Source organism: Psychrobacter sp. SWN149 (genome assembly GCF_015864565.1).
Lineage (GTDB): Bacteria > Pseudomonadota > Gammaproteobacteria > Pseudomonadales > Moraxellaceae > Psychrobacter.
This window is the reverse complement of sequence record NZ_JADYWX010000002.1, coordinates 648,382-670,209: the sequence shown is the minus strand read 5'-3', so window position 1 is coordinate 670,209 and position 21,828 is coordinate 648,382. Positions and strand designations below refer to the sequence as shown.

The window sequence follows — 21,828 nt, the reverse complement described above, 5'->3', positions numbered from 1 at the left end:
TGACTTCAAGACCTGTGTCTGGGTTGATGAGTTTCACGGTGGTCGGATCGATGTCGCCTTCAAGGTCGGTGTCATTGCTGAGCACGTCGATGACCACTGGTTGACCGAGCGTGCCGGTTTGACGATCATCTGTTACGAGTGGCGCAGTACCCTCTTCCGTATTGCTATCATCGTCTCTGCTGTTACTACTTCTACTAGCCAGTAATCCGACCAGTCCAATCCCAGCTGCAGCAGGTATCCACCAGGGTATCGCAGCGGCTACATATTCTTCACCACCCAAAGCTTGTCCTTCTACATCACCTGCTTCTAACTGCGTGACATAATCATAAGTTTCGCCAGTATCTGGAATATAATAATAATACTCACCATCTTCAGCAATACCAATCAGAGCACTATCTGCATGATCATAGAACCCTTCAATGATAAGGTCACTATTCTCACCTTCCTCTTCAAATGACACATGGAGGTCGTTCTTGATGCGTTTGGTAATGATATGATTGGGCGCACGGTTTATCGCATTGTCATGAAATTCGTAATTTACTTTTTCTGTAGATTTAATAACGGTAGGTATACCATCTTTGGTAACGACTTCCGTCTCTTTTATAGTCTGAGTAGCATTGTTTGTCTTTATAATAATAGTATTCATGTGTTTATCCTACATTCTCTAATAATGGCAGTATCAATTTTGATGGTTTATGACACGATTATGGTGATAGCATCATCTAATAGATATCAGTTATTTGGACGCTCTTCGACAACAGCGATTACGCGGCGATTAAGCTGACGGCCTGCTGCCGTATCATTGGTTGCTCTTGGCTGCGCTTCACCATAACCAATCGCACTCAGACGCTCAGGAGCGACATCAAATTGAGTAATCAACACCTCTTTTACGGCGTCCACTCTTCGCTGTGATAAAGCTTGGTTATAGCTATCACTGGCGCGGCTATCAGTATGCCCTTCAATAGTCACTAGGGTATTCGGATATTGCGTCATAAACTCTGCCACTTCAGAAATTTTAGGGTAGTACTCAGGCTTCACAATAGATTTGTCTGTGTCAAATAGCACTTCAAGTTCGATAGTCACTTTTTCAGCCAATACAGGTATGACTGGTGCCACAACTGGAGGTGTTGTTACAACAGGTACTGAGCAATTGGGCACGACTCGACTGATTTGATGAGACTGGTAGCGTTTCGTATCTAGTAGTGGCAAAGCACTTTCAGGGGTTATTTGCTCGAGTGTACTTTTACCTGTATCGTCCATGTCCACATAGAAGAAGTAGGTTTGACCACCTACCAATTGGAAGTCTTTCTTGTCTGCTAATAAGTTGTTGTCTTTAAAGCCAGTCGCATGCGCACTTAACTGGTTATTGCCAACACACGAGTTAACAGCCGTATAATTCCCAGGATGCAGACTCACTTGATATCTATTATTAACAGAGATGTTGGCACTGGTTTGTTCTAAGTCGTCATCGTTTTTACGTATAAATATCAATCGTGTTTCGTCATCACTGACTTCTGCTGAGAGTAATTTTCGGAAATCCGTATCGACTTGGTTATTCCATACCACATTGCTCACACGGCGGCTGTCACCTTCATTATCGATACTACTGTTACCTGTCATACTACAGCCTGCTATACCAAAAAACATGGTAGGTAGGACAAGCGTAGCGATAGCAGTTTTCAATATCTTTTCCATGATAATTCCCTGAATAATAGTTTTTTTCGACATAATGTTTATACGTAATTTAAAATAATGCTTAAGTTACTTCATTAAAAGCTGACCCATATTCGTATATAGAGCAGGCTATATGTGCTTAGGCTAATAAAAAGTAGACAAATAATAAGAAATTTTTTTATTACTTCAATAGTAATTGTTTTGTTGCTCAAAACCAACCAATTTTACATAAAAATAAATGTACTGGGCGTTAATTTGATAGGTATCACCAAGCCCTTTTAAAAACATTACAACTTAAATCAACCGACTTATTATTGTCATAGATACCCATAACTCCCTAGGGCGTGTCCTCATTTTGAAAATGGTAATAAAAATGAGATAAGTCGCAGCCAAGCAAGGAAAATAGCGCAGATAATATCGAGATATTGACCAACTATTTGATTACGTTTGACAAGATTTAGGCATTGTTAACCCAGTCAGATGGTTGTCATTTGAATTGAGCACATGCCCTAATAGCGATATATTATACAACTAGTGCAAAAGCACTTTACTTCCTAGTCTTAAAACTAAATGCTAGATGGTTACCACCTTCTATTCTTACCACCCTATAGCTCTTGCAAAAATAAATATCAAAAAAATGGGCGACCTCTTACGAGACGCCCATTTCTAATATACGATATAGCAAGTTATCCTTGTCTGAATGACTTGCCTACTTTAGTAGCTTCTGTAAAAATCCAACTCGAGAAATAACCAAAAAGTCCAACAATGCAATAGCGATAATCGCAATGATAGCAGTTGGGAATATGATAGCCACAATTAACAAAGGAATGGCAAGCGGCCACCAAACCGAAAAGCTCCGACCACGGGCTGGTGGATTTAAGCCACTGCTTTGATCCGCCTGATGCGGACGACGCTGCCACCACAGGATGTAACCGCTGACACAGATCAGGATAACAGACAGACAAAACAGCACATTGGCCAGTACGCTCCACCACCCAAGCGTACCCATGTGTAGCGCAAGACCTGCCGCCATAAATTTGCCAAACGCATTATAATCATCGAAATGAATATCAGCCAATACATTGCCTGAATAGCGGTCGATATGCACGGTGCGATCTGCCGTTGGACTTTTCATATCGTAGCTCATCGAGTCTTGGCTAAGGGTCCAGACGCCTGTGCTTCCTTGCGGCAAATTCAATTGATAACGCCCCACAAAACCGATTTCACGAGCGAACCGATCTACCGTATCAATCATGATCGGTATATTGGGTGCGATGCCCTCTTTGCCAGCCACAGTACCTGAGATCGGCATTGGCGTCAGCTCTAACACCCAGGGAACCTCTTTAGCACTGCCTGAATTAAGGACACTGCCATGCGTAGGCGCAGTAGTGGGCGTCGAGCCATGAACATGAGGGGCTGGTGCAGCCTCACTCATGCCAGCATGTTGGCTATGGTCAGTCGATACCGGCACGGGTGCCACGCCCCATTTACCAGCAGGAAACTGGCTCCATGCCTGTACCATGCGCTCACCCCAGACGCCCGCCCACGCCATTCCTGAAATACAAAAGAACAGCAGTAAAATAGAGATCCAACTGCCCAATGTCGCATGAATCGTACGAAACAACGAGCGTTTTTGCATGGTCTGTATACCCTGATCTGGTACTAGCATCGACTTGATAGATCTGCGTTTTTGCCACCACAAATACCAACCCGTCAATATCATCAAAATCGTCAATGAGGCGGCGGTTTCAAGCAGATAGTCTCCTACCTTACCCAGCAGCAGATCACTGTGAATATCATTGAACGTATAGTACAAACCACTGTTGCTAGGCGTGCTATCGACCACTCTTGCAGTATAAGGATCAACGGCGACCATATTGTCAGCCGTATCGGAGGTCACTCGAAACAGTGCCACCGTCTCATCACTGCGCGGAGCAATATATTTGATCAAGCTGCTATCAGGCATACTATCGACGGCGCTTTGAGCTTGCGCAGACAGGGGTGCCTGCATACTTGATTGCGCTACCGTCATACGCTCAGCATCGCGACCTACCGTATTAGACATAAACAGCATACCGAGCGCGGTAACTGCTAAAGCAATTAGCAAAGGTGCAATGATAATGCCAGAGTAAAAATGCCACCGCCAAACCGTAAAATAGCGTTGATTGGCGATAGGTTGGCGTGTGTCTTTATGCATAGATATGACCTTTAACGATCTGTGGTGATTCAGCGAACCACCGAAATCTGTCAATAACGATAAACAATATGAGGCTTTGGCGGAATTTTAAAGTTACTTTAGATGAGTTTTTGCTACTCAAGAAACTTTACGCTAAACAACGACTTTAATGTCACGGCTGCATAATACGAGAAACCCCAATAAAAAACCATAAACTGTGGCAATCAATTTGCCTTATACCTCTTACATTTCTCATCACAAGCACATTTGTTTATCAAGTGCCCCATGTGAACTAAAGCAAGGAAAACAGCTTGAACGGAAGATCACTAATTACGTATTTTTAAATAAAAAAAGGTGGGGCTAATATTAGCCCCACCTTTTTTTATCAATCATTACCTATCATGCCTCGACCACTTTTCCCTCTTTTACTCTACTAATCGTCAGCCCCGTAAATCCGAATAACAGCGTCAACAGCAGTGACAAATAACAGAAGAACGCATAAGGCAGATAATCCAGTACGGGTACGCCCAATGCTTGACTGATAAATACTCCGCACACACTCCAAGGCACTAATGGATTAATCACCGTTCCCGCATCCTCAATCGTGCGAGACAGATTTTTAGGATGCAGATGTAAGCGCTCAAACGTTGAACGAAACGCAGTACCGGACAATAAAATACTCAGATACTGCTCACCAATCAGTACGTTAATGCTTAGCGCAGCCATCGCTGCCGCAAAGATTGCGCGTCCTGAGCTCGTTAGTGTGTCTTTAATACCAGATAGCAATGCCGGCAAAATACCCAGTGCGGTCAACAGTCCACCGAGGCTGAGTGCCAGTATCACAATCGCCTGTGTAAAGAGCATACTCTGTACACCGCCACGCGACAGCATACCGCCTACCTCACCCAGCTCTAACGACTCAGCAGGTGCATAGCCTGCAAACAGATAACCACCCAGCTGACCAACGCTCGGTGAACTGTGTACATAAGTAATGATTAATGCCGCAGCAATAGTACAGATAATCGTATAGATCGCATTGACCCGAAACAGTGCCAATCCAACCAGTATCACAAATGGCAGTACTGAATATCCATGTACCAGACCGCTGTCTATCAGCTGTCCTTGTAATATAGTCACTTGACTGAGATCAGCGCTGGTCGTCTGTCCTGAAAACATCCAGAATAATATAACGGTCAGTACCCACGCAGGCACTGTCGTATACATCATATTGCGAATGTGCTCAAACAGATCGATACCAACGACAGACGAGGCAATAGTACAAGTATCAGACAGAGGAGACATCTTATCACCAAAGAACGCGCCTGATACCACCGCACCAGCAGCTATCGCCACATTAGCATCAAAGGCATTACTCATTCCAATAAACGCCACGCCCAAGGTCGCAGCAGTCGTCAAACTACTGCCCAAAGCAATACCGATAATAGAAGTCAGCACAAAGGCGGAGATGTAATAATACTCAGGTGATATCAGCTGAAAGCCAAAATACATGAGAGTAGGGATCGCCCCTGACATCATCAAAGCCGCAACCATCAGTCCGATAAAGAAGAACAGATAGATGGCACCAATACCGCGCATGACACCTGAGGCCATTTGTGCTTGCATGTCATCAAAGCTGAGACCTTTAGATATACCAATAGCGAGTAAGACACAGATGGCGAGTATCAACGACAGATGAGGCACCCAGCCAAAGCCAATCATGGTAATGCCCATGATAGCGATGACAATGCCTGATATGACAAATGCCAGTTTTGCACTGATTTGGGTGAGGGGTTTTGGGGGCATTAGTCGTCCTTAGATGACCAGTGGATGCTGGCATCAGATTGGGTTTGAATTTGGAAGTATGAGTAAGCGGGTTTGGCAATATGGTCAGTTCAAGACAAACCGGATAAGCAAAAAGCCTGCCATGATACTACAGATGGCAGTCTGAGCAAGCGTGATACCCTATCCAATTTATCTAGACCTTATAATAACCAGCCAAATCAAGTATCAAGCAAGTTATCGGTCTTGGCTGCCATGACAAAATCATTGCGATGCAACCCTTTGATACTATGCGACCACCACGTGACGGTGGCCTTGCCCCACTCTACCAAGATACCCGGATGATGCCCTTCTGCTTCAGCGATGTCTGCCAGTTGATTGGCAAATGCCATGGCTTTAACGAAGTTTTTGAACTTGTACTGGCGCTGTAATTGCTCAATGCCGTCCACCTCGATCAACGACCAATCGGGAATTTGCTGTAGCAACTCGCGTGCCTCAGACTCATCGACCTTTGGTGCGCCAATACGGCAGGCTTCGCAGCTAGATTGTGATAATGTTGTCATAATAAAATCCTTTTATAGTGGCTGTTTTGATGTCTGTTCTGATAGCTATTTTCTAATATTCGTACGTCCATGTTGATATAGCTTTGCTGCTATCTCAATACTCCGTACTGAAGTGACTGTATTCACATTTACTTTTGAGTTGACGTTTTTAACGAGTTTTCTCTGAATAAGTCGGCTTAAATAATCCAAGTGATATTGCCTGCTTGACCGTACCCATGATGTCACTATTGACGATATCAAATAAGGTATCTAATTCATCAATGACATAGTAAATCGGCTGTATCTGATCGATACGATAAGGCGTACGCAATACATCGAGCAAATCAAATGATCGGTGTTCAGGCTGTGGTTTAGCTGAATGCTGTTTAGGTTGATATTGTGTTGTATTTTGAGTTTCTGGTTGGTCGTACGATGTATGATCGAGTGCGTAGACCGTTTCAGAAGGCGAGCTTAATATTCCACCGCCATAGATTCTACGATTTTCTATGCGATTGCCGACCAATCCAAACTCAATGGTAAACCAATAAAGCCTTGCCAAAAACCATCTTTCTTCTTTGGTCGCACTCAAACCAAGCTTGCCATAGGTCTCATTAAAAGCCGCAAATGCTGGATGAGTCAATAATGGACAATGCCCAACGATTTCATGGAAGATGTCAGGCTCTTCAATATATTCCATATCATCGAATCGGCGGATAAACGTCGCAACTGGAAAAGATTTATTGGCCAGTAGCTTAAAGAATTTACCAAAGCTGATTAATGCAGGCACAGCGGCAGTTTGCCAACCTGTGGTCGCTTGCAATACCTCATCGATATCGTGCAGCTGCGGGATATGCGTCGTCGGTAAATTTAACTTAGTCAAACCTTCTAGATATGCAGTACACGCACGATTGGGCGTTTGCTCTGCTTGACGCGCCAATAATGCTTGCCACATTGCGTTTTCATCATCAGTATAATGAATATGACCGTTTGCATCAGGTTGATGGGAGATGTAAGGCTGTTTTTTATCGGTCGCATTGTGATGAGTAGATTCATCGTTGCCCTGCTGATTGGCTACAGAGCTATTGGCACCGATGGTTATATTAGGAGAATCTATCTGTGAGAGGCGTTCCATGCCTGTGTTCCTTTTATCGCAATGAGAGCATTATCTTTGCATGCGTGCTGTTAGGTAATGCACTTATTAAGGACAATACAAAGTCCTTTTGTCTTGTCCGTTTGTTAAATGTGGTCTAAGCGTTAGGTAGTTTTATAGCGTTTCAGTCTCTGGCTGACCGACCGTGCCGCGACGTACTTGGTCGCGCTCTATCGATTCAAACAATGCTTTAAAGTTGCCTTCACCAAAGCCATCTGCATAATCGCCTTTACGCTGAATAAACTCAAAGAACACTGGGCTACCCAAAATGGTTTCAGAGAAGATTTGTAGCAGCAGACGCGGTGCGCCGCCCTCTGTTGTGCCGTCTAATAAGATACCGCGCATCTGCAATTCAGCCACATTTTCACCATGGTTCGGCAAGCGCTCGCTCAGCATTTCATAATACGATTCGCTAGGTGCAGTCATCAACGGAATACCAGCTGCTTTTAGCTTATCGATACTGGCAAACAAGTTATCACTGGCTAGAGCAATATGCTGAATACCTTCACCATTAAAGTGCATTAGGTACTCTTCGATTTGACCACCGCCTTGCTTGGCTTCTTCGTTTAGTGGAATACGAATTTTGCCATCAGGTGCGGTCATGGCTTTACTGGTCAATCCTGTGTACTCACCCTTAATATCAAAGAAACGGATTTCACGGAAATTAAAGATACGCTCATAGAATTTTGCCCAGTACGCCATACGTCCACGATAAACGTTATGGGTTAAATGGTCGATAACTTTGAATCCATACCCGACAGGGCTTATATCGACATCAGCAAAAAACTCAAAGTCGACATCATAGATAGACTCGCCATCTTTATAACGGTCAATCAAATAGATTAGCGAGCCGCCGATGCCTTTGATCGCTGGCAATCTAAGCTCCATCACACCAGTTGGCACATCTACTGGCTGCGCGCCCATTTCTATAGCACGCTCATATGCTTTTTTGGCATCGTGTACACGAAAGCCCATGCTACAAGCACCAGCGCCATGCTCTTCAACAAAGTAACTGGCTGGGCTTTTTGGCTCGCGGTTTAGGATAAGGTTAATATCACCTTGGCGATATAGCGCAACGTCTTTCGAGCGATGATTGGCGACATGGGCAAAACCAAGCTGCTTAAACAATGCGTCGACTGCATCAGGCTGCGGAGAAGCGAATTCGACAAAATCAAATCCATTTAATCCCATTGGGTTGTCAAATAAATCTGCCATTGTAATTATCCTTAATTTCAATTGGTGGTAAAAAATCGGTTAGTAGTAAAAGTCCATAAAACGATTGATAATCGATCTTTATTGTTGACGTTGTATTTATATTAGATTAGCTTTATTTATAAGACTAATTGTTTTTTATGATTTATTTATCAGGTTTACTTATGAATATCAGCATTCGCCAATTGACAGCCTTTATCAAAGTCGCTGACAACGGCAGTTTTACTCGTGCCAGCGAACAGATGTATTTGACTCAATCTGCTGTCAGCGGTTTGATTAAAGAATTAGAATCTGGCCTCGGTATCGTGCTGTTTGATCGCACCACTCGTCAGTTGTCTCTATCCGCAGTCGGACGGCATCTACTACCACAAGCGCGGCGTATCTTGAATGAGATGCAGCTGTTTGAAAATGAAGCGAGTAGCTTGACCAGCTTAGCCCAAGGTCAGGTGCGCTTGGCTGTTTCTCAGTTCGCGGCGTCCTCCCTGCCTGCCGTCATCGCCCAGTTCGCCAAAAAATATCCAAATATTGGCGTCTCACTACTGGACTGCTCAGCAGAGAATTTGCTCAAGCATATTCAGGATATCGAAGTCGATTTGGGCGTTGGCACTGAGCTTGGATTTTTGGAGACAGAAGATGATATCGGTGCTGACTTGCTGTATCAGCTACCATTCTGCGTGGTCATGCCAGACAATCATATACTGGCACAAAGAGATGAAATTACTTGGCAAGATTTATTAGAGACGCCGCTGATTACCTTACAAGGCCCGTTCCTTGAGCAAGTAACCGCAGAGCTCGATGATTCTATCTCCGCTCATATCGAACAAGCCCGCTACAAGGTGAACTTTATGTCTACCGCGCTTGAGATGACGCGGCAAGGCTTTGGTATCACGCTGTGTCTACCCTACATGCCTGAGGTCATTGATTGGGTCAGTGCCAATGGTCTACTTATGCGCCCGCTCACACAACCGGTCAAAATGCGGCAGTTCTTTATCTATCAGCGAGCATCTCGCGCTTTGTCTCCGGCGACGATTGCCTTTAAACAGTTTCTGCAAACGTATTTTGCGACTCATTATAACGACCTACATCACTCTGAATCATTGTCTACTAAATGACGTATAGCATCTCAAATGTGTTTTATAGACGGATAAATAATATATTTAGCTATTTATTTTATTAATTGCCTCATATAACTCACTCTCGTGTTGAGTTCAGCTGCGATTTGCTCTATGATTTTCGGCTGCTCGATTTATATTTTTATAAGGAAATGGCATGTTTGAACGTATCGATTATTACGCTGGTGATCCAATCTTAGGTCTTATGGAAAAGTACTCAGCAGATAGCAATCCTAACAAGGTCAATTTAGGTATTGGTATTTATTATGATGAGAATGGCGTATTGCCTGTACTCGACTGTGTCAAAACAGCCGAAGAGCGTATTGCTGATCCTATCGCACCGCGTCCCTACTTACCGATGGCAGGCTTACCTGGACACCGTAAAGGCTGTCAGGAGCTACTATTTGGTAAAGACGCACAAGTATTAAAAGACGGCCTAGTCGCGACTATCGCGACCATCGGTGGGTCTGGCGCACTAAAAATCGGCGCTGAATTTATCAATGAATGGTTTCCGCACGCCAAATGCTATGTAAGTGACCCGACATGGGGCAATCACATTGCCATCTTTGAAGGCTCTGATGTCGAAGTGGGCAAATACCCGTACTACGATAAAGCCACTGGCGGCATCAAATTCGATGAGATGATTGCGTTTTTTGAGACCCTAAACAAAGATGACGTGGTTCTGTTGCACCCTTGCTGTCACAATCCAACCGGTATGGATTTGACCCAAGCCCAATGGGATACTGTGTTAAACGTCGTGCAAGCGCGTGAGCTGATTCCATTCATGGATATCGCCTATCAAGGTTTTGGCGAAGACATGGACAGCGACGCTTATGCCATTCGTAAAGCGGTTGATATGGGCTTGCCACTGTTTGTTAGTAACTCATTCTCTAAAAACTTATCGCTATATGGCGAGCGTGTCGGCGGCCTGTCTGTCGTATGCCCAACCGCAGACGAAACCGATCGTGTATTTGGTCAGCTAAATGCGGCCGTACGCCGTATCTACTCAAGCCCGCCATCACATGGTGGACGTGTGGTCGATATCGTCATGAACGATGAAGCACTACATAAGCAATGGGTTGGCGAAGTTTATGCCATGCGCGATCGTATTAAAGCGATGCGTCTAAAGCTAAAGTCTGTGTTAGAGGCCAAAATCCCTAATCGTAACTTTGACTACATTACTCGTCAAAACGGTATGTTTAGCTTCACTGGTCTCACACCTGAGCAAGTTGAGCGCTTACAAAGCGAGTTTGGTGTTTATATGGTCTCTAACTCACGTATGTGTGTGGCTGGCCTAAATACTAGCAACATCGACTATGTGGCCAATGCCATGGCAGATGTCCTAAAAGACTGATTGAGCCAGCTTACTTAGTAGGTTACTTGATATGTAACTTGATAAGAGATAAACGTGAATGAAAAAGGTTGAGCGATTGCTCGGCCTTTTTTTGTGCATGGCATTTAATCAAAAAAACGTCAATAAATTTTCAACATAGCCTTTTCACACAAGACATTGCACAAAAAACTTGCAATCGATATATCAATAAATTACATTATACGTAAGTAGTTAATTATAACGTAATTCACAATTTATATTAGCAAGGAGCAAATCATGTCAACGATTGACAGTACCCTCACCTCTTTTATCGATATCGCCACGGACTCTGACTTTTCAATCCACAATCTCCCTTACGGTATTTTTAGCGAAAGCAAAGACGCTGCTACTAATAACAAGCGCCGTGCAGGCATTGCTATCGGTGAGCACGTGCTTGATTTGTCTGTACTAGAGACTGAAGGCTTATTAAGTTTGGAAGGTGGCCCTTATTTTGACCAATCTACTCTGAATGCTTTTATTGATTCCGGTCGAGATAATTGGACGCAGGCACGCACAACCATTCAAACGCTGCTGTCTAGCGACAATGCTACCTTACGTGACAATGTAGACTTGCAAAAAAAGGCGCTATTTAAGCAAGCAGACGTCACCATGCATTTGCCAGTGCAAGTCCCAGGCTTTACCGATTTTTACTCTTCTAAAGAGCATGCCACCAACGTTGGTACCATGTTCCGTGACCCAAACAACGCCCTACTGCCTAACTGGACCGAAATGCCAGTTGGTTACAACGGACGCGCCAGCACGGTTATCGTCAGCGGTACCGATGTAATACGCCCATCCGGTCAGCTAAAGCCTAGCCCTGATGAGCGTCCTATCTTCTCAGCCTGTAAGCGTTTAGATTTTGAGCTAGAGACTGCATTTGTCGTGGGTAAAGGTAATCATATTGGTCAACCAATCGCCGTAGATGATGCCTCTGATCATATCTTTGGCATGGTGTTACTCAATGACTGGTCAGCACGAGATATCCAAAAGTGGGAATACGTACCTTTAGGTCCATTCAATGCCAAGACTTTTGCCTCTGAGGTTTCCCCTTGGATTGTCACGATGGATGCATTGGCACCGTTTAAAACAGCTTGTCCAGCACAAGAACCCAAGCCCCTTGCTTATTTAAATGAAAAATCGAGCGACAACAGCTTTGATATCAATCTGTCAGTTGAGCTACTACCTAAAGATGCAGAAACAGCGACAGTCATTTGTGACACCAATTTTAAATACATGTACTGGTCAATGGCACAGCAGCTTACTCACCACACCATTACTGGCTGTAAGGTAGAAGTCGGTGACATGATGGGCTCAGGTACGATTTCAGGCCCAACGCCAGAGTCGTATGGCTCGATGCTAGAGATTGCTTGGAATGCTACCAAACCTGTCACGCTTGAAAGTGGTGAGACGCGTAGCTTTATCGAAGATGGTGACACGGTCATTATGAAAGGCTATAGCGAAAAAGATGGTATACGTGTTGGCTTTGGTGAAGTACGCGGCAAAGTATTACCAGCGCTTAGCTTTGATTTTGACAAGTAGCATTTGGAAAATAGTGACTAATAAATAGTATTTAAAAATAACATAAATAGAGAAATAGCAAAATAGGCGTGAAAATTCTCATGCAGGCTGATAGAAAGACAAGCGCATTCACCTACTCATCGTTATGTGAATACAGCCAAATGAGTGACACGCCTTATCAAAAGGACATTGATATGAGCTTTCAAATTGAGAAAATCCATCATGTGGCTTATCGCTGCAAAGATGCCAAAGAAACCGTCGAATGGTACAAAAAACACCTGAACATGGATTTTATCTTGGCATTCGCAGAAGACCATGTGCCCTCGACCAAAGCCTTCGACCCTTATATGCATGTCTTCTTAAACGCTGGCAGTGGCAATGTTTTGGCTTTCTTTGAAGTACCCAACCAACCTGAAATGGGCTTTGATCCAAACACCCCAAGCTGGGTGCAGCATTTAGCACTAAAGGTCAAAGACCGCGATGAGTTAATCGTTGCCAAAGAACATTTGGAAAAAGGCGGCATCGATGTCATTGGCGTGACCAATCATGGCATCTTTCACTCGATTTACTTCTTTGATCCCAATGGTCATCGTTTAGAGCTGACCTATGATGACCCGACCTCAGAAGATAAAGTCTCGATGATTACAGACGCCATCAAGCAAGATATGCTAGATGAGTGGTCTCGTACCAAACGCGCCCCAGCACATACGCAGTTTTTGCATAGTGATGAGTTGGCTGAAGCAAGGGAAATCGCGCCTGTCGGCGAGTAATTTCCCTATCTTTCTGTTTGCTACCTTTTCTCCCTGCGGTCAATAAATCATCACTTTTAAGCCTAAATGACCTAGGGCGTGTCTTCATTGAAGACACGCCCTAGGTCACAAAAGATAGCAAATAATACCCAACCATCATGAAAGGACTCTATGATGAAAATAAAAACCCCTCTAGGAATACTTCTAGCTGCCACGATGGCAGTGACTGGCTGCTCCAATAACGACCAAGCAGCTGGCGCGTCTACAGATGCAGGTAAAGTGACGACATTGCGGTTCTCGCATTTCATGACTGCTACTGACAATATAAACACCGAAGCATTGGAGCCATGGGCAAAGAAAATTGAAGCAGATTCAAAAGGTCGCTTAAAGGTTGAGATCTACCCTTCTGCGACGCTCAGCAAACCAGGTGCTACCTATGACGCTACGGCTAAAGGTAGTGTGGATATTGGTATGCAAGCACAAGGATATACAGCAGGACGTTTTCCTTTGACTCAAATTGTAGAGTTGCCAGGCATCACCAATACCGCACAGCAGCAGAGCTGTATACTTCATAAGCTATATGATGACGGTGTCATTAAAGATGAATACGAAGACACTCATTTGCTAGCTTTGATAGGGACTGGACAAGGTGCGCTTCATACCGTTGATAAACCGATTCGCACGCCAGCCGATATGAAAGGCCTACGTATTCGTCAACCTTCTGCCGTTGCTAGCCACATTATTGAGGCGACGGGCGCTGCACCTGTCGGCATGCCTGCCAGTGATACCTATACCTCTCTGCAGCGCGGTGTCATTGATGGGCTTAGTTTTACTTGGCAACCTATTCAAGCGTTTCGCCTTGATGAGTTAATCAACACGCACACCAACATTCCTTTTTATAACTCTACTTTCGTGATCAGTATGAATAAAGAGAAATATAACAGTTTGCCTGACGACCTCAAAAAAGTGATTGATGATAATTCTGGCGCAGCGCTGGCAGCACATATATCGGAGGTGTTTGATGTGAGTAATGCCAAAGCGATGGCCGCCGCCAAAGCAAAAGGCGATATCATGATCGATATCCCTGATCCACTTAATGACCCAGATTGGAGAGGTCCATTAATGGAAGGCTCTCAACATTACCTTGATGAAGTGAATGCGACTGGTCTAGACGCTGACAATGTATACAAAAAAGCAAAAGCGGCCAGTAGCGCCTGTATGGTTTAAAGCATGAATTGAAGGCACGCCCTAGCTTATAGCACCACATACTGGCTAGGCAATCTGATAACGCCTCGCTATCGTTAGTATTTGCTCCACCACGTTATGTTGTTCGCTCATTGGCAATTGCTCTGTGGTTCCAATGATAGTGATGGCATATTCTAGCGGTAGATCTTCACCAGCAGTTTTATCACTACTCGTGGATGGTTTAGCAGCACTATTGGCAAGCTGCGGCAATACGACAGGAATCGTAATAGCGTTAATCCCCATGAGCATATCGCCCGTCACTGTTGCATAGCCTTGAGTACGAATTTTGGCTTGCAGCTGAGCAAAATCTTGCCACTTCTCTACCATACCTGCTGCGATATTGGTCGGTTGCCATTCAGCCTTCACGAGTGGCTGAATAACGGCATCAGGTTGATAGCTGGCAAATAATTGCCCTGTGGCCGATGTGGTTAAGGGCATACGTGAGCCGATTCGAGTGATGATACTAATCGGACTGTCTGGCTCAACAGACTGAATAATGATAGGGCCTTCACTAAACCATTTGGCGATTTGTACACCGCAGTTTAAGGTATCTTTGATTTCATTAGCCACTTGCGTGAGACGCGCCAAAAGATTGTTTTGATTGAGTTCAGCATGTCCCAATGATGCCAACGCATTGACTCTATCACCCACTCCATATCGACCATCATCGAGCTTACTCGCATAGTTTTTACGAATAAGGCTGACCAAATAGCGATGACACTTTGCCGGATGCATTTGCATGGCTTCTGCGATATCTTTTAGCATCATAGGTGCATTATGATCGATCAAAACATCTAGTATCGACAGCCCAATTTCAAGCGACTGCACACCACTTTGGTTTTTACTGATGGCGGAACCACCTACAATATTTTTAGCGACTGGCATGTTTTGCTCGTTTCTAGTGTGCTGAGAGAGTTTTTGGGTGGTGGCTTATTCGGCCAAATATCAGTGAGTGCAATCTCTGCTTAATCATACTTATCTTATAAAACATATCATATCAAGGACATGAACAATGATGACACTTTATGGCTACTTTCGTAGCAGCACCTCTTACCGCACCCGTATCGCCATGAATCTAAAAGGCTTGGATTATGATGATATCACGATCAATTTGGCACAGGATGAGCAGTTAGAAGCTGCCTTTAAAGCCATTAATCCGCAAGGGTTGGTACCAGTATTACAAGCCGATGACTTACTATTATACCAAAGTCCAGCTATCTTGGAGTGGTTAGAAGAGGCTTATCCTAAGCAAGCACTATTGCCCAACGATGCTGCTGGGCGCATGCATGTACGTGCACTGAGCGCCATGATTGGTTGCGACATCCATCCACTTAATAATCGCCGCATCTTACAGTACCTGCGTAATGAGCTGTCGGTAAACGAGGAAAATGTCATTGTATGGTGCAACCGCTGGATCAGCGAAGGATTTGCTGCTTTAGAGACACGCTTAGCCGCAGATAAAAATCGCGGACAGTTCTGCTATGGTGACAGCCCTACATTCGCAGATTGCTACCTCATTCCACAAGTATCCTCCGCACGTCGGTTCAAAGTAGACATGACTGGCTATCCCAATATCGTCGATATTGATACGCATTGCCGTACCCTAAAAGCCTTTGCAGATGCCGATCCTATGATGCAATCTGATGCACCAAAAAAACAATAATTATCAATACGATAATACTGAAAAAAGCGTAGACACAATACAGCAAACAAGTGTATAGTGAAAAATAACTTAATAAGGACATTATTCAGTTAAATAATATTTAAGAGAAGTACTCCTCCTCAGACGCCTTATCACTCAAAGTTTATCTACAAGGATTCGTATGAAATATACTACAAAGGCTCTAATAGCAGCGGTAACACTGTGCATGAGTGCAAGTGCTATGGCCTCAAGTCACCGTGAAGCTCCATCTATCACCAAAACCCCAAAAGTTGATGCCTCTGACTTTTACATGTTCAATAGTTATGAAGCCAATCGAGCAGATTATGTCACGATTATTGCCAACTATTTACCGCTACAGGACGCTTACGGTGGACCGAATTACTTTGCCTTAGACGACGACGCCTTGTATGAAATCCATATCGATAACAATGGCGATGCTGTCGAAGACATCACGTTCCAGTTTGATTTTACGCAAAAACTAAACAGCATTGAGATTGATTCAGATGGTAATCCATCGACGCCAAACGTTGCTATTCCTTTGTCTAATGCAGGCGATGCATCTAACCCTACGAACGTGCAAACAAATGAAAGCTACAACGTCACGATGGTTAAAGGCGATCGCCGTAGTGGCTCGCGCACCTCGTTAGGCAATTTTGACAAGCCATTTGACTATATTGGTACTAAATCGTTTACAGACTATCCTACCTATGCACGTGGCTTTATTAAGCCACTAAATCTAGGCAGCTGTGGTACAGGTCGAGTATTTGTCGGTCAGCGTGCTGAAGGTTTTGCTATTGATCTAGGTAAAGTGTTTGACTTGGTCAACCTAAACCCACTAGGTGCGCGTGATGGCGGTACCAATACTCTAGCAGACAAAAACGTCACCTCAATCGCGATGGAAGTGCCAAAAGCGTGTCTCGTCAATAGCACGAGCAAAGACCCTGTGATTGGCGCTTGGACAACGGCCAGCGTGCGTCAAGCGACCTTGGTCAATGGCAATCCTGCTTCTGGCATCAGTACCACTGCCAAAAAAGGTGGTGCATGGACTCAGGTATCAAGACTCGGTATGCCACTCGTTAACGAAGTGGTCATCGGTCTTAAAGACAAAGACAAGTTCAATGCCTCAGAGCCAAAAGATGACGTCGCAAAATTTGCGCCTTATGTCTTTTATCCAACGCTTCCTGCTCTAATTCAGACGCTATATCCACAAGCACCAGCACCGACTAATTTCCCGCGTCAAGATTTGGTCACCGCATTTTTGACAGGCGTTCCTACTGTCAACAAACCAGCTAACGAAAATATGGTGCCATCAGACATGCTGCGCCTAAACACTAGCATAGCTGCAGTCGCTGCTGCCAATCAAAACGATTTGGGCTTGATTAGTATCATTGATGCTCAAAACGATGGCCGTCCAAGTACTGCCAACGATGTCGCAGGTTTCCCGAATGGTAGACGTCCGGGTGATGATGTGACCGATATCGCACTAAGAGTATCAATGGGTGCCCTATGTCATGCAGGCTTACCAGCTGCCGTCACTTGCGTCCCTGCTGATGCCAAAGCTGGCAAGGCACTATTCACTGATGGTGCACTTAAACCTGCGACCGAATTTGACTCAGTATTCCCTTATCTAACCACCCCAACCCCAGGTAGCCGATAAGCTGAATCTAACCCAAGGAAAAATACTATGCGCTATATAATGTTAGCCGTATTGATCACTGGATCAGCTGCGCTTTCTGGTTGTTTCAATGATAATGATAGCTCGTCAAATCTGGGCAAGAGCGATGTTGCCGTAGACCAAGCCAAAGCTGAATTGGCTGTCAACAGAGCATCAGACGTAATTGATGCCAGCAACAATGTGGACACCGATGAACCTCAGGATATCGATCGGATTGTACTGCCCGAGGCCAATTTGGCAGAGCCTGTTGTAGTGACAGGCGCCAACGCCTCGCTATAGTGTCGTGTGAGATAAATCCAGCACCTAATCAGATTACTGATTGGGTGTTTCTTTATGTTCTGAGCTGAGGTATTTTATGCACTGGATTCAATTTCCTATCAAATTACTACTGTTAGTATTCGTCAGCATACCGCTTATTCATGCGGCCCCCTTTATCCCGACAGATGACCAACAGATTCTCGCATCGTTACCTGAAGACTCCCCGCAAGCGCGTTATCTAACCTCAGCTGACTTTGCCTCTGATACCAGCAAAAACTCTTTGGAGCAAACCAGTCAGCTATTAGAGCGTGCTTATCTGCAAGGTGATCCACGCGCGTTGGGTCAAGCTCGCGCGCAATTGGATCAGAGCACCGATCAAAGTACCGACACGCTTATGTTACAAGCAAGGGCACTTCAGTCCGATCATAAGTTTGATCAAGCAAAAGACCTCTTAAAACAAATACTCAGTCGCGATGCCGCTCATCCAGATGCCTTATTGACACTCTCATCTCTGCTGGTTGTTCAAGGTCAGTTTACAGAGGCCATGAGCTATTGCAAAAGACTCAACGACCCAGAACTGCGTGTTTATGCATTGGCCTGCGCCGCTCAAATACAGAGCATGACAGGACAGCTTAGTTCTGTAAAACAAACCCTCGCTGGACTGGCTGCCCTAGCGCCCGGCCTAGATGCGTCGACGGCACGCTGGATCTATTTGATTCAAGCAGATGCGGCACTGCGTAGTCAAGATGTTGCCCTGTCCAATCAAGTGTTTGATGCAATGGATGATCAGACTGTACCTGCATTGATGGCTCGGGCAGATTGGTTGTTGAGCATTGGTGAGTACCAACGCGTGCGTACGCTGCTACAAATGCATACTGATAAAGATGCGCTGCTGTTACGCCTTATTAGCGCGCAAATAAAGCTGAAAAATAATGATGCTCAGAAAAACTTAGCTTTAATGAAAGAGCGCATCGATGTCTGGCAGATACGTCAAGAAAACGCTCATATACGAGAGCAAGCGACTTATGCTTTGCTCGCAAATGACACAGACTCAGCCCTGCAATTGGCCATTGATAACTGGAAAAATCAGCGTGAAACAGCCGATATCGTGCTATATGCAACCGCCGCTATCAAAGCTAGCAGCCAAAAGGACATCAAAATACTACGTCAGTTTATGACAGACACGCAGTTTGAATACCCAGCACTTGAGCGTGCATTACGTTTGGGTAAGATTGATGAATGCCTACACTGCCAAGCTGACCACATGCCTAACTCAACCGCCAAAACATCAGGTGCGCCAGTAACGAGCAAGGATAACCCCTTATGAGCGCACCAAACAAAAACATGTGGCATTATACCTATCGTTATATCGCACTGGTTTTCTTATTGCTAATAGGCACTGTCGCACAAGCGCACGAATCTAGCACCGCGTATCTAAACCTAGCGATAGAGGGCTCAAACAATGCAGCAGGCGTAATATACAAGGCTGAGTACGAGCTATCACTTCGCGATTTGGCATTGCTCATAAACATCGATCCAAACCAAGACCAGCAGGTCAGTTGGGCGGAGGTGAAAGCGCAGACATCGCTGATAGAACAGCTCGTAACGTCTAAGATAAAGCTCACAAGCACTGATCAATTGTGCCAAATAACAAGCTTTGCACCACTGGCTATCAACACGCGTGGCGGTTTTAACTATCTGTATACCAATTTTGCATTACGCTGTGAGCAGTCTATCGACAATCTTGATTACCAGATATTGGCCGGTATCGATGCCAATCATCGTCTGATTCTAACGGAGTCTGGTGATGACGCAGCATTGCAAGTATTGGCTGTGGGATCAACGCCTTTAGGCTCAGAGGCAAGCTCGGGATGGCTGTCTATCGCCACCAACTTTCTCAAAAGTGGTGTTCATCATCTGCTTATTGGCCTCGATCATCTGCTGTTTTTATTCGTGCTACTCATACCTGCTGTGTACATGCGCAAACAAAAACAACTGGTCGCTGTTGCCAAGCCAAAAGCAGCGCTACTTGAGATCTTTTGGATCGCAACCTCATTCACACTAGCCCATTCCATTACCTTAACCTTGGCAGCACTACAAATCGTCAGCGTACCTGCCCGCTTTATTGAGTCGGTCATCGCGCTGTCTATTGCCTTTGCCGCGCTCAATAATTTAGTGCCAATGCTGCGAGTGAGAGCCATTTATCTGGCGTTCGTTTTTGGTCTGATTCATGGATTTGGCTTTGCCAACGTGCTAGTAGACTTACCACTTGCCACAAGCGCGCGGGTACTGGCGTTACTCAGCTTCAATGTCGGTATCGAATTGGGACAGTTGGTATTTATCGCTGTGGTTTTCCCTATCGCCTTACTGCTGCGCCATACCCAGTTTTATAAATGGGGCATATTTTATACGGGTTCACTAATTAGTATTTTGATAGCTTTGTGGTGGTTTTTTGAGCGAGCCTTTTAAATGGCTCATTGACGGACAACTTTACTCAAAACAGTAAAAGCTTGTGAGGTATGTTTTGCTAGCAGCAAATACTAAGACCGCTCATAAACCAGTGACATAGGCACAATGGCATCGACGACGATGCCATTGTCTTTTAGCGGATTGAGTTGCCCTGCTCTGACTTGAGTGGTGGCAATAGCATCGATAATCGGACTGCCTGATGATTCAAGTACCTGCACTTCTGTCACATAGCCTTCTTTATTGACATGCAGCTCTAGCATAACGATAAAGATATCCCCTAACCCAGTACTGACGTTTCGCCATACCAGCGATGGCACACCCGTAGTCGGCTCGCTCCCCTCGATCCACCTACCATCATCTGCGGCAAAAAGTACTGCTTTGTTTTTGTCTGTCTGAGTGTCCAATTCAGCTTGGTCACTATCTTGCTGTGCGGCCTGATCAGCGGCCAATGCCAGCATTTTTGCAATGGAGTCATTAGCAGCTTGCACTCGCCACCGCTCCCTTTCAGCTTGCTTTCTACCGGATTGATTTTCAGCGGATCGTTTCTGTATCGCTTGCTCACGATTAAACTGAGCGGTCACTGCTCGAATCATGGCTGACAAATCATCATCTACTTCAGAATCATCCTCTGTTTCAGACAACTCATCAGATAGGCGGACGATTTTTCTTGTTTCTACGGTTGTCAGACTTTGTATTGATGACGTGGCATCTGTTTTGGGTTCTTTATCTTTAGAAGACGTTTTATTCAATGATGTTTTACCAGATAGTAGTTTTTTATCTACTTTCGTTTTGAGCGGTTTGATTGACTCTGATACGGCCAAAGTTTCAGGAGATTTAGTTTCAGAAGACGTAGTAGGCTCACTCTCTTTTATCGTCTCATCTGTTTGCTGCTTGGATGTCTCAATTTTGGGTGTCTCAATTTTGGGAAGTACCGTTTTGGGAAGTACCGTTTTGGGAGGTGCCGTGTTAGGTTGAGGCTCTGCACTTGGTGTTTCTATAGATGACTTGTTAGAGAGTGATGCTTCTTTGATTAACTCTATCTGAATGGCTTTTGGTATATTGACTGGCTCTAAAGGTCTTGAACTATCTACAGATATCATCGCCCATACAGTCATCCCATGCAGTATGACGACTGCAATGGTAACCCAAGTAGTGATAAGACGAGTAAAAGGGCTTGGTATCATGATAGCTACTAGAATACTCATTAAAAACAACCCTGTATACGGGTTTATTT

19 protein-coding genes are annotated in these 21,828 nt (G+C 44.7%); 10 read left to right on the top strand and 9 right to left on the bottom strand.

Features of this window, described 5'->3' with window-relative positions; translation table 11 throughout:
* The 7 genes from I6E86_RS05455 to hppD form a co-directional block, all read right to left on the bottom strand.
* Positions 1-646, bottom strand: a 646-nt coding sequence (locus tag I6E86_RS05455) for a hypothetical protein (RefSeq protein WP_197175900.1), incomplete at its 3' end; no start/stop codon positions are given.
* An 86-nt stretch (positions 647-732) separates the two neighbouring features.
* On the bottom strand, positions 733-1,695 hold the full coding sequence (locus tag I6E86_RS05450; protein WP_197175899.1) for an OmpA family protein: 963 nt from the start codon (positions 1,693-1,695) through the stop codon (positions 733-735).
* A 688-nt stretch (positions 1,696-2,383) separates the two neighbouring features.
* Entirely contained in the window at positions 2,384-3,871 is a 1,488-nt protein-coding gene (locus I6E86_RS05445) for a PepSY-associated TM helix domain-containing protein (RefSeq protein ID WP_197175898.1), read from the bottom strand.
* A gap of 378 nt (positions 3,872-4,249) precedes the next feature.
* Entirely contained in the window at positions 4,250-5,653 is a 1,404-nt protein-coding gene (nhaC, locus tag I6E86_RS05440; RefSeq protein WP_197175897.1) for a Na+/H+ antiporter NhaC, read from the bottom strand.
* A gap of 197 nt (positions 5,654-5,850) precedes the next feature.
* Positions 5,851-6,192 (bottom strand): 4a-hydroxytetrahydrobiopterin dehydratase, encoded by a 342-nt coding sequence (locus I6E86_RS05435; RefSeq protein WP_194363230.1) that lies wholly within the window; start codon positions 6,190-6,192, stop codon positions 5,851-5,853.
* Positions 6,193-6,340: 148 nt separating this feature from the next.
* Positions 6,341-7,303, bottom strand: coding sequence for a phenylalanine 4-monooxygenase (locus I6E86_RS05430; protein WP_197175896.1), 963 nt, complete (start codon positions 7,301-7,303; stop codon positions 6,341-6,343).
* Between the two features lie 132 nt (positions 7,304-7,435).
* On the bottom strand, positions 7,436-8,536 hold the full coding sequence (gene hppD, locus I6E86_RS05425; protein ID WP_197175895.1) for a 4-hydroxyphenylpyruvate dioxygenase: 1,101 nt from the start codon (positions 8,534-8,536) through the stop codon (positions 7,436-7,438).
* A gap of 161 nt (positions 8,537-8,697) precedes the next feature.
* On the opposite strand from hppD, the gene I6E86_RS05420 reads away from it, so the two are divergent.
* The 5 genes from I6E86_RS05420 to I6E86_RS05400 all read left to right on the top strand — a co-directional run bounded on the left by I6E86_RS05420 (position 8,698) and on the right by I6E86_RS05400 (position 14,511).
* Positions 8,698-9,645 (top strand): LysR family transcriptional regulator, encoded by a 948-nt coding sequence (locus I6E86_RS05420; RefSeq protein ID WP_197175894.1) that lies wholly within the window; start codon positions 8,698-8,700, stop codon positions 9,643-9,645.
* Between the two features lie 157 nt (positions 9,646-9,802).
* The gene (locus I6E86_RS05415) at positions 9,803-10,999 is read left to right on the top strand and encodes an aromatic amino acid transaminase (RefSeq protein WP_197175893.1); all 1,197 of its coding nucleotides are present in this window, start codon (positions 9,803-9,805) and stop codon (positions 10,997-10,999) included.
* 255 nt (positions 11,000-11,254) lie between these two features.
* The gene (fahA, locus tag I6E86_RS05410) at positions 11,255-12,556 is read left to right on the top strand and encodes a fumarylacetoacetase (RefSeq protein WP_197175892.1); all 1,302 of its coding nucleotides are present in this window, start codon (positions 11,255-11,257) and stop codon (positions 12,554-12,556) included.
* A 173-nt stretch (positions 12,557-12,729) separates the two neighbouring features.
* Entirely contained in the window at positions 12,730-13,305 is a 576-nt protein-coding gene (locus I6E86_RS05405; protein WP_194363224.1) for a VOC family protein, read from the top strand.
* 153 nt (positions 13,306-13,458) lie between these two features.
* Positions 13,459-14,511, top strand: a complete 1,053-nt coding sequence (locus tag I6E86_RS05400; protein ID WP_197175891.1) for a TRAP transporter substrate-binding protein — start codon at positions 13,459-13,461, stop codon at positions 14,509-14,511.
* A 45-nt stretch (positions 14,512-14,556) separates the two neighbouring features.
* Here I6E86_RS05400 and I6E86_RS05395 read toward each other — a convergent pair whose 3' ends face one another.
* Positions 14,557-15,414 carry an IclR family transcriptional regulator gene (locus I6E86_RS05395; protein ID WP_197175890.1) on the bottom strand — a complete coding sequence of 286 codons (858 nt, stop codon included), beginning with the start codon at positions 15,412-15,414 and terminating at the stop codon, positions 14,557-14,559.
* A 130-nt stretch (positions 15,415-15,544) separates the two neighbouring features.
* Between I6E86_RS05395 and maiA the strand changes: the two genes are divergently transcribed.
* From maiA to I6E86_RS05370, 5 genes are all read left to right on the top strand, one after another.
* Entirely contained in the window at positions 15,545-16,192 is a 648-nt protein-coding gene (maiA, locus tag I6E86_RS05390; RefSeq protein ID WP_197175978.1) for a maleylacetoacetate isomerase, read from the top strand.
* Positions 16,193-16,352: 160 nt separating this feature from the next.
* Entirely contained in the window at positions 16,353-17,849 is a 1,497-nt protein-coding gene (locus tag I6E86_RS05385) for a DUF4331 domain-containing protein (protein ID WP_197175889.1), read from the top strand.
* Positions 17,850-17,876: 27 nt separating this feature from the next.
* Positions 17,877-18,146, top strand: coding sequence for a hypothetical protein (locus I6E86_RS05380; RefSeq protein ID WP_197175888.1), 270 nt, complete (start codon positions 17,877-17,879; stop codon positions 18,144-18,146).
* Between the two features lie 76 nt (positions 18,147-18,222).
* Positions 18,223-19,452: a tetratricopeptide repeat protein gene (locus I6E86_RS05375; protein WP_197175887.1), complete on the top strand. Its 1,230-nt coding sequence runs from the start codon at positions 18,223-18,225 to the stop codon at positions 19,450-19,452.
* Positions 19,449-20,594 carry a HupE/UreJ family protein gene (locus I6E86_RS05370; RefSeq protein WP_197175886.1) on the top strand — a complete coding sequence of 382 codons (1,146 nt, stop codon included), beginning with the start codon at positions 19,449-19,451 and terminating at the stop codon, positions 20,592-20,594. The genes I6E86_RS05375 and I6E86_RS05370 overlap by 4 nt, the downstream gene beginning before the upstream one ends.
* A gap of 71 nt (positions 20,595-20,665) precedes the next feature.
* Here the strand turns inward: I6E86_RS05370 and I6E86_RS05365 are convergent, their stop codons facing one another.
* Positions 20,666-21,799 carry an energy transducer TonB gene (locus I6E86_RS05365; protein WP_197175885.1) on the bottom strand — a complete coding sequence of 378 codons (1,134 nt, stop codon included), beginning with the start codon at positions 21,797-21,799 and terminating at the stop codon, positions 20,666-20,668.
* Between the last annotated feature and the right edge of the window lie 29 nt (positions 21,800-21,828).